The sequence below is a fragment of the Lentilactobacillus diolivorans DSM 14421 genome, assembly GCF_001434255.1.
GTDB classification, from domain to species: Bacteria; Bacillota; Bacilli; order Lactobacillales; family Lactobacillaceae; genus Lentilactobacillus; species Lentilactobacillus diolivorans.
In genome coordinates this window covers 1-10,105 of sequence record NZ_AZEY01000073.1, presented here as the reverse complement: position 1 = coordinate 10,105, position 10,105 = coordinate 1, and the positions used below count along the sequence as shown (strand labels likewise).

9 protein-coding genes are annotated in these 10,105 nt (G+C 41.0%); 4 read left to right on the top strand and 5 right to left on the bottom strand.

Annotated features, from left to right (window positions below; genetic code table 11):
- Positions 1-154 precede the first annotated feature (154 nt).
- From FC85_RS07465 to FC85_RS07445, 5 genes are all read right to left on the bottom strand, one after another.
- The gene (locus FC85_RS07465; RefSeq protein WP_057864910.1) at positions 155-1,096 is read right to left on the bottom strand and encodes a phosphoglycerate dehydrogenase; all 942 of its coding nucleotides are present in this window, start codon (positions 1,094-1,096) and stop codon (positions 155-157) included.
- Between the two features lie 17 nt (positions 1,097-1,113).
- A complete protein-coding gene (locus FC85_RS07460; RefSeq protein WP_057864909.1) occupies positions 1,114-1,566 on the bottom strand; it encodes an NUDIX hydrolase in 453 nt (150 codons plus the stop codon).
- A gap of 426 nt (positions 1,567-1,992) precedes the next feature.
- Positions 1,993-3,750, bottom strand: a complete 1,758-nt coding sequence (locus FC85_RS07455; RefSeq protein WP_057864908.1) for an ABC transporter ATP-binding protein — start codon at positions 3,748-3,750, stop codon at positions 1,993-1,995.
- 21 nt (positions 3,751-3,771) lie between these two features.
- Positions 3,772-4,347 (bottom strand): MarR family winged helix-turn-helix transcriptional regulator, encoded by a 576-nt coding sequence (locus FC85_RS07450; RefSeq protein WP_057864907.1) that lies wholly within the window; start codon positions 4,345-4,347, stop codon positions 3,772-3,774.
- A gap of 722 nt (positions 4,348-5,069) precedes the next feature.
- Positions 5,070-6,056, bottom strand: a complete 987-nt coding sequence (locus FC85_RS07445; RefSeq protein WP_057864906.1) for a LacI family DNA-binding transcriptional regulator — start codon at positions 6,054-6,056, stop codon at positions 5,070-5,072.
- Positions 6,057-6,742: 686 nt separating this feature from the next.
- On the opposite strand from FC85_RS07445, the gene scrK reads away from it, so the two are divergent.
- The 4 genes from scrK to FC85_RS07425 all read left to right on the top strand — a co-directional run bounded on the left by scrK (position 6,743) and on the right by FC85_RS07425 (position 9,937).
- Complete coding sequence (gene scrK, locus FC85_RS07440) at positions 6,743-7,618, top strand: fructokinase ScrK (protein ID WP_057864905.1); 876 nt, start codon at positions 6,743-6,745, stop codon at positions 7,616-7,618.
- A gap of 127 nt (positions 7,619-7,745) precedes the next feature.
- On the top strand, positions 7,746-8,747 hold the full coding sequence (locus FC85_RS07435) for a zinc-dependent alcohol dehydrogenase family protein (RefSeq protein WP_057864904.1): 1,002 nt from the start codon (positions 7,746-7,748) through the stop codon (positions 8,745-8,747).
- A 65-nt stretch (positions 8,748-8,812) separates the two neighbouring features.
- The gene (locus tag FC85_RS07430) at positions 8,813-9,511 is read left to right on the top strand and encodes a DUF6198 family protein (protein WP_420835795.1); all 699 of its coding nucleotides are present in this window, start codon (positions 8,813-8,815) and stop codon (positions 9,509-9,511) included.
- Between the two features lie 36 nt (positions 9,512-9,547).
- The gene (locus tag FC85_RS07425) at positions 9,548-9,937 is read left to right on the top strand and encodes a VOC family protein (protein WP_057864902.1); all 390 of its coding nucleotides are present in this window, start codon (positions 9,548-9,550) and stop codon (positions 9,935-9,937) included.
- Positions 9,938-10,105 lie beyond the last annotated feature (168 nt).

Genomic DNA, 10,105 nt, shown 5'->3' with positions numbered 1-10,105 from the left:
TAACCTGATATTCCCGATCTTGGAATGTTAGGTTAGGGGGCTTATATGGCCGGGGTTTGCTTGCTGGCGAACGTTTTCTCTCGGTAATAATCGTGATGACACAAAACGGGACTGGGACAAAATTACTTTTGTCCCAGTCCCAATTATCTATTAGCTACTTAACTTGATTAACCGGCCACTTAGGCTGCTCACCGTCTAGAACCCGCACCACTTCATTCGCCGCATCAGTTGCCATTCTGGAGAAGCTTTCGATTGTACTTGAACCAATATGTGGCGTCAACAAAACATTGTCAAGTTTGAACAACTCACTATCCTGAGGTAACGGCTCAGTCTCAAAGACATCAAGAGCCGCTCCGGCAATGGTTTGATTTTTCAATGCGTCAATCAAAGCCTGTTCATCAATCAAGCTGCCCCGACCTAAATTAACAATGACACTGGATGATTTCATCTTTGACAATGCCGTTCGATCAATAATATGTTTTGTTGCTGGTGTTGCCGCTAAATGTAACGTTAAGACATCCGACTGGGCTAATAATGTATCCAAGTCAACAAATGTTCCGTAAGGCGATTCTTTCGGCGTCCGGTTATGAATAAGGATGCGCATATCCAAAGCACTGGCTTTTTTAGCCACCCAATGACCAATTCGGCCATAACCCAAAATCCCTAATGTTTTGCCGGCCAAATCAAAACCTAAATGAGTCAAAGGATAACCGTAATTTCCCTTTCGCATTTCAGTAGTGACCGTAGTTAAATGCTTCGATAAGTCAAAAATATCTGCTAACGTTGTTTCAGCAACCGTTGACGCGTTGGCATTCGGCGTAATTGTGACCCAAACGCCGTGCTGCTGGCTAGCCTGTAAATCCACATTTTCATAGCCAACACCATGCCGGGCGATAATTTTTAAATTTGGCATTTGCGAAATAACGGCTTCACCAATTTGATCGACGAACAGAATCATCCCGTCAGCATCCTTACCGTATTTCAAAATGTTTTCCGGCGTTGTGCCAGGTACTTCAATTAATTGAAAGCCATGATCGGTTAATACTTTTTTCCCATCTTCTGATAATTTATCTGGAACAATTACTTTTTTTGTCATTTGAAGTCCCCCGTGAGCTATCTATTGTTAGCAGCATAAGTTAACATATCTTCGGTCTGTTGATTCATCAGTGGCGGTAACTGATCAAAGTCAAAATAATCCAGTCGAACCGTTTCATCGGTCTCATCGGTTAATAGTTGCCCACCGATCTGACGAACCAAAAACAACTGGGTAATTGTTTGAACCTGATCCCCATTGGGATACGAAAAAGAACCTTCGTCAAAAATCTTAAGCGGCCGGATAATTTCCACTTCGACACCGCTATCCTCTTTGTATTCACGCACACAAGCCTGCGAATAGGTTTCACCAAATTCTAAATAGCCACCCGGTAAGCTCCAATTATGGGTATCGGTTCTTAAATTGAGAAGAACCTGCTGCCGATCATTCAGTAAAATTCCAGCTGCCGTATTTAGAATTAATGGCATGTGGCCAACTCGTGAGCGAATCTCTTTAATGTATCCCTTGGGCATTTTCTGACCTCCTAATAAATTTTGCTTTATTGATGTTAATTTTATCACTTGTTGGCCACTGTTAGGAAATTGTGTTTAATAGAGGTTAAAAGGGCAGCGGTCGTTTAAAACAAATGTGATCTTAGGCTTCATCCCAAAGGCCGTCATAGTGGGTATATCCTATGCTGTACAAGCAATTCAGCCGATATTCCAGTAACAGAAGCATTCGTTTGTGGGCTACCGTGCCGAAACGGGCAATAACAAGCAGGCTCCGGCCATATAAGGCACTTCAACCGATATCCCAAATTCAGGGATAGTTAGTTTATAGGCTACCGTGCTGAAACGTGTCATAACAAGCAGACCCCGGCCATATAAGCCCCCTAACTTAATATTCCAAAATCAGGAATATCAAGTTAGGGGGCTTATATTCTGGGGTCTAACCGCTTGTTAGGACACTCTGTTCATTTGCACATACTCCCGATACAACGGCAGCTGGTCAATCAACTCTTTATGCGTGCCATGGCCACTTACCCGGCCCTCTTCGATGAAATAGATTTGGTTCGCATTCACAATTGTGCTCAATCTATGAGCAATGACTAGTGTTGTTCGGTTTTTCATCAACTTTTCCAACGCCTTTTGGACCATCATTTCCGATTCAGAATCCAAACTGGCCGTTGCCTCATCCAGCATCAAAATCTTTGGATCACGAAGGAAAGCCCTGGCAATTGCCAAACGTTGTCGCTGACCACCGGAAACTTTCACCCCACGCTCACCGACTTGAGTATCCAAACCATCCGGCATAGCTTCGACAAATTCTTTCGCATACGCCATTTCCAACACGTGCCATAGTTGATCATCCGAATAAGATTTATTTAAGCCATAAGTCAAATTATAGCGAATCGTCCCCGCCATAATTGATGCGTCTTGGCCAACCAAACCAATTTGTTCACGCCAATTCGCCATGTTTACCTTGTCAATATCTGTCTTACCGATTTTGATTGAACCACCAGTTGGCTGATAGAAACGTTCCAACAAACTAAATATTGTTGATTTACCACCACCCGAAGGACCGGCAAACGCCACAATTGAATTGGGCTTAGCTTCAAATGAAACGCCATGTAACACTGGTTTGCCATCCTCGTAAGCAAAACTGACATTGGTCATCGATAACGTTTGACCAGCAGCACTCACCGACTTACCAGTCATCTGATCTTCTTCATGAGTTTGTAGTAACTCCTGAATTCGGTCAGTTGAACCACTTGCTTTAGCCGTATCCGAGAAAAATTGACCGAGAACAACGAACGGCCCAATCATTTGAACCAGATACATCAAGAATGAGAATAACGTTCCCATATCCATCGTTCCCTGAGCAACTCGGCTGGCACCGTATGCCAACATAGCCACGACCATTCCCATCATCACCATTGTCATTAATGGTCCGGCAATTGAATCGTAAATTGCTTCTTTTAAACCAATTTGATACAAGTCAAAAATTCGTTGATGACCAGACTTTCTCTCGGCGGTTTCCGCGTTTGAAGATTTGACCAACCGGACTTCACCCAAAACTTCGCTGGCCGATCCGTTAAAATCAGCCAAGGCGTCCTGTCTGGCATGGGCAATTTTCCGGGATTGATTTGCCACCGGCAAAATCGCCAAAACAACCAGTGGGACCGCAATAAACATGATGGCCGTCATCTTCCAATCCATAATGAGCATCAATACAAACGCCCCAACAAGTTGGAGGAGTGAGGTGACCATTTTAGGCAATGAATTTGCCAGCAGGTCTTTAACTTGAGTCGAGTCATTCACCAGCCGGGAAGTCATTTCACCGGATTTGGTTTCATCAAAATAGGTGACCGGCAGGACCAATAATTTCTGCCATAATCTGCCGCGCAATTTATAAACAACGTCTTCACCAAAGAAGCCCAGGATTGCACCAGACACTGCACTAATCAGAGCACTGGCAACAAACAGGCCAATCACCCCAATGACCAAAGTGGTATCAAGGTGGTGACCCAGCTGATTAATCAAATTTTTTGCAAAGTTGGGAACCGCCAATTGCATGCCGGTTGCAACCATTCCTAGTAATAGACCAATCCCCAGATGCCAATAATGCGGTTTGATTTGGGTAATTAGTTGAAGAAAACCCCTTAGTTTAAAGGTCGACGTTGGCTTCTGCCTGGTCGGCTGTAATGCTTGTTCCATTGATGTCTCTTCCTCTCAATTTTAGTCCCGGTTTCGTTTAAAACCACCAAACGGAAAGTCATGATTAAAGCCTTCCATATTGTGATGCCAATCGTGAGCCAATCGCATAAAATCCGCAAAATTTTTCGGCTCCGACCAATCATCAGGCATCTTTTCATCTAAATCATTCAGCAACTTCCCCAGTAGCTGGCGCAATTGCTGTTGTTCATCATTTGTCAATGACGCAAACAGTGATTCTGAAAGCTGGTCTTTAAACCTCTGTGTCTCATTGATGAAAGTTTGACCTTTATCAGTTAATGAAATTAAACTTACTCGTTTATCATCTGGCGATTCATGACGCTCAATCAAACCAGATGCCTCCAACTTATTAACCATGGCACTCACGGAACTGGGCCGGATATCCAATGCTTCAACAATATCGCTATTAGTAAGTTCTTTCTTCGATGCTAATTCATGAAGCATTCGCAACTGATTGGAGTTCTTCTGCGGATCTTGAGAACGCCCAAACTGAACACTTTTAATGGCAGCCGACATAAACGCCCGCTGCTGAAACAACTTTCCAAACAGATTTAATAATTCTTGAGAATCATAGGTCATAAATATCACTTTCCTAATTAATTTATTTAGTTAGTCTTAACCAGTTCGAACTAACAAAAAGAATTATAATTAGTTAGTTAGCCGTTGTCAATAGAAACTAACAAGTTTTCGCTCATTTCCTAATTACCGCTTGTTAATTCTGAATAAACACTTAACGCCCCGCAATTATCTGTTAAACCTAATTCTTTGGACTGCCAGCTGAACTGCACTTATTGGCTGACCAGCAACTAATGTCGGATTACACTCTTGAATGCTGTTAATTTAACACTGGTTAAAATAAATGCGGGGAATAAAGTTTCACTTTTTCTAATATGTTTAATAGGTTCTTTAAATTGTCAAAATAATACCAAACCAGAAAATGCTTGTGAAACGAATTAGCCACTTTTCGAACATAATAAGTGATCTATCAAGGCTTGATAACTCATGCAGAACTGAATAAAGTCGTTTTTATTTTAATTTTTTGAGTTTTTTTCACTAGAAGTTTTAAAAATTTGCCATAAAAAATTGAGAGACTTCAAATTTATCATGAAGTTCAATAAATTTGAAGTCTCTCAAAATGATGTTTTATTTTTGGATGAATCGTGATTGGAGCCACCAGTTATGCCAGTTCATCTTTGAAAAGCTTCTGACTAATAAAATGCTTAGATTTCATTAGCGACCATTTTGTTGGCCAATGGTGTTCAAAATACTAATCAGCGGATGCAAGCGGCTGTTAAAATTTTTTAATTTCTCAACGAACCCCGTTGGAGTAATGATACCGGCAGGACATACCGATCTAACAATTGGTCATCGTTCTGTTCGAGACGATTGAATAAAATTCTGACTAATAAATCGACAATGTCATCAATCGGCTGAACAATCGTACTTAATTCGGGATGGTACTGCTGAACATATTGCGACCCGTCAAACCCAATTACCTGGAGATCATCAGGTACCTTCATCCCCAGACTTTTAGCTTCCTGCAGGCACAATAATGCCGTCTGATCATCGGTACAAAAAACACCGTCGGGTTGATATGCCGACAACTGCTGGCGAATCATGGCCCGCTTAATCCCAGGCGTATCATTAAATCGGAGCCTGACAGTGGTTGACTTCTGTCCGACTGCTTCAACTGCCTGATTGAATCCGGCCACCCGATCGGCGTTCCGTGGAATCTTTTCTAAACTTCCAGAAATCAGCATTAATTTTTCGGATCCCTTATCCATTAATGTATTGGCGGCTAGTTTGCCCCCAGCCGCATTATCACAGCTAACGGTTGGAATGGGTGATGGAAAATAGCGATCATAGGAAACAATTGGTAATCCGGACATTTTATATTCCTTCAAACTTTCATTGTGTGACCCTGTGATAATACCATCCACTTGGTTGGCCATCAACATCTTTAAATACTGCTGTTCTTTGGCCGGGTTATCCAAACTATTACAAATAATTGCCTTATAGCCACCTTCGAACAACTGATTTTCAATTTTTTGAACTGCTTCGGCAATTAGCGGATTTTCGACGCTTGCAAAAATCAGCCCGATTAACTTAAATGTTTTTCCCCGGAGTGCTCGGGCGGCAGAATTTGGTGAATAATTTAATTGCCGCATTGCTTGGTAGACCTTTTCTTTGGTTCCTGACGACAGGTAACCACGATCATTAATAACGCGTGAAACGGTTGCTACTGAAACACCCGCCAACTTGGCAACATCTTTTAATTTAGGTTGCATTGGTACACCTTCTAATTTATTTTATTTTGCTGTATATACCAATTTGGTTCATTTACTTTTTAGTATAGCATAACCATTATTTTTCTCTAAAAAAATTCTCTTCAACGATTGACACATCAAAATATCCGGTTACAATGAAAATTGTAAGGGTTTTCAAATGAAAAAGAAAGACCTTCGAAAATAACTAAAGTTCATTCCTGATCATCAAACTAAGATGGTTGATGTTCAAGTCAATTATGTTTTACTGATATCCAGCTAACAATCAAGATAGCGTGGGAATTACTTCTTGTGGAAGTAACCTAATCCGTCTGTCAAAACGAAAGATTAATAAATCAATTTTTCAAGCATGAAAATGCATCGTCATTCTCAGACTTCCGTTTTCAGAAAATTCTTCTAAATATCGGCTGGGTTTAGCCCTTACTACTGGTTGACTTAGTCATGGCAGCAACAGAAATATGCTAATTGTAAAACTGACTATCTAACGTTGGACATAAAAGCCTGAAAAATGATCAAAATTTTTCCGTATTTCATCTGTGATTGGTTTTATTTGTGCCATTATTTTTCGGAAAAACATTGTAAGGGCTTACGTGGGTCTGGACTTTATCTATATTCCCAAGGATTCTGAAATTTGTAGAAATCCGATCTGATTTATTTTTCGTCAATTAAACGTAGAGGTGATTCAATTTATGTTATTAGGTAGTGTAGAAGCTGGCGGAACAAAATTTGTTTGTGCCGTTGGTAATGAGGATTATCGCATCATCGATAAAACCCAATTTCCCACAACAACTCCTGAAGAAACCCTTCAAAAGACTGTTGATTATTTCAAAAAATTTCCAGAACTAAAGGCTATTTCAGTTGCCTCGTTTGGCCCAATTGAGCTTCGTCAAAATTCGCCAAAGTATGGCTATATTACGAATACACCCAAGCCAGGCTGGGCCAACACTGATTTCGTTGGTCGATTGAAAAAGGATTTTGATGTTCCGATCTACTGGACCACTGATGTCAATGGCTCAGCTTATGGCGAGTACGTCATGGCAACCCTATTTAATGAAAAGATTAATTCATTAGTTTACTACACCATTGGAACCGGCGTTGGTGCCGGTGCTATCGTCAATGGCCATTTCATCGGTGACTTGGGCCATCCCGAAATGGGTCACGTCCGTTTGAAACGTCACCCAGATGACCTTGATTTTAAGGGCATTTGTCCGTTTCACGGTGACTGTCTTGAGGGATTAGTCGCCGGACCGACGTTTGAAGCCCGAACCGGTAAGAAGGGCCAAGATATTCCCCTTACTGATCACGTTTGGGACATTATGGCATTCTATGTTGCTCAGGCCGCCATTCAAGTCACTTTAATTCTTCGGCCTGCCAAAATCGTCTTTGGCGGTGGCGTTGTCAGCGAGACATTCTTGAAGAAGGTTCGGGCACAGTTTAAAGAATTGCTGAACAACTATGTGGATGTTGGCGATGTTGATAAGTACATTGTGATGCCACTGGTAAAAGAAAATGGTTCGGCAACCGTCGGAGATTTTGCGTTGGCATTAAAGGAATATAACAAGTAGGCATGTGCTAACAACATTATTTGCCACCATTAGTTCTTACCCACCACAATAAAATTGTTTACAAAGATGTGACGCAACCAACCTTACGTCACAGATCATAATAAATTATCAAAGGGAGATTATATTTATGAAAGCACTTGTATTAACCGCAACAAAACACATGGAAATTGAAGATATTGACCAACCAACTGTTAAGCCAAATGAAGTTCGAATCGACACCAAGTATGCCGGAATTTGTGGCACTGATCACGCACTTTATAACGGCCTTCCAGGTTCAGCTGATGCCGTTCCCCCAATCGTTTTAGGTCATGAAAACTCAGGTGTTGTTGCCGAAGTTGGCTCAGAAGTGACCAATGTTAAAGTTGGCGATCGCGTAACAGTTGACCCTAACATTTACTGTGGCCAATGTTTCTACTGCCACACAGGCCGTCCTGAACTTTGCGATAATCTATCAGCGGTTGGTGTTACCCGTAACGGTGGTTTGGAACAATCATTTACAGCACCCGCTTCCGTTGTTTACCCGATTCCTGAAAGCGTTTCCTTTAAAGATGCTGCGACAATCGAACCAATCTCCTGCGCCGTTCATGGAATGAAGTTACTTAAAATTACCCCATATCAAAAGGCCTTAGTCATTGGTGATGGTTTCATGGGTCAATTATTTGTTCAATTGTTGAGTGCCTATGGTGTTCACCAAGTCGACTTTGCCGGCATCATTGATGAAAAGCTTCAACTTAATAAAGAGAAATTTGGTGTCACTAACATTTACAACACCACCCGTGATAAGATCCCTTCAGACTATGATGTTGTCATCGAAGCCGTTGGATTACCACAAACTCAGGAACAAGCCGTTGAAGCCACCCGTAAAGGTGCTCAAGTTTTAATGTTTGGTGTTGGTAAACCAGACGCTCATTTCCAAATGAACACTTACGAAGTTTATCAAAAGCAATTAACGATCCAAGGTTCATTCATTAATCCAAACGCCTTTGAAGATTCAATTGCCTTGCTTGCCAGCGGTAAATTAAACGTTGACCCTATTATCAGCCATGTCTTAACTTTGGACCAGGTTGAAGGCGTTCTTCAAGGAAAGGTTAAGGGAGTTTCCAAAGCCGTTGTTAAAGTTGGTGATTAGTTGTGAAGAAGAATCAGGAGTCAAAGGCTAGTCCAAGCCAAGTATTAAATGGCCGAACCCTTTCGATGTCAATGTCAATTTTTTACTTTGTCGTTTCGTTAGTCATTAACTCCGCCGGCAACGTTTTAACGTTAGTTACCAGTGCCAAGATTCACCCTTCCTACTTAGGCTCTGCCTACTGGACGGCCGCTGAAGCTAATTTAAGTGTTGCTTTTGGCTGGAACCTCTTCTGGACATTCCTAATCTTAGGGGTTGTCATTACAATTCTGAATGCGATTTTAGTTGGTCACTGGGATTGGCGACGCGCATTGGGAAACCTGATTTTCATGGTGCCTTTCTCAGCACTGATTCAAATTTTTGAAGACTTCTTCATTGGTAAGTACCCAATTTATGGTGGCTTACCAGCTGCCAATACGCCTATGATGATTGGTTTCTACATTCTTTTAAACTTTTTTGGGGTTGCTTTAATCGGGACTGCCATTTCAATCTATCAACGAGTTAATTTAGTCTTACATCCCGCTGATGATTTAATGCAGATTCTCCGCTTTAAATATTTTAAAGGAAATGCCAACATTGCGATGTGGGCGTCCTACATTCCACCAACCTTAATGGCAATTCTCGCATTCATCATTACCAAAGACTTCACTAACCTCGGTATCGGCACCATCTTCGCTTTCTTATTCCAAGGTGGGATTACTGGTATCGCGGATACTAAAGTAATTCCAAGCTTAAAACATCAAGCATTAGATGTTGGTCAAAAATAATCATTAAAAATAAATTTTCAGAAAGAAGCACAAATTATGGCAATTAAAGATGATATTACAGGAATTCAACATGTTGGGATCCCTTCAAAAGATTTAGACAAAACCATCGAATTTTACAAATCACTTGGTTTCGATGAAGCTGGCTTGTTTCATAATGGCGCCAACCGTTGTGCATTTATGAAATTTAATAATCTCATGATTGAAACCTGGGAAGGCGATCCAGTCGCTATGAAGGCCGGCGCTATCAATCATATTTCATTAAACACACCAGATGTAGAAAAAGCCTTTACCGACGCTAAAGCACAAGGTTTAAATCTCGTTGATCACGAGATTCAATCAATTCCTTCATTCTGGGATAACGGAATTAAGTATTTTAACATTCTTGGCCCTAATCAAGAAACCATCGAGTTCTGCCAAATCTTATAATTTTTCAATTCGAATTAATTAAAAATTCAAATACAATCAAGTCATCATCTTAACTTGGTTGTATTTGTCATTAATAGGAGGAAAAAATAGTGGCACATATTTCTTTTGATCATTCTAAATTATCCAAATTTGTTCACGATAACGAATTAGGCGAAATGCAGGCCATGG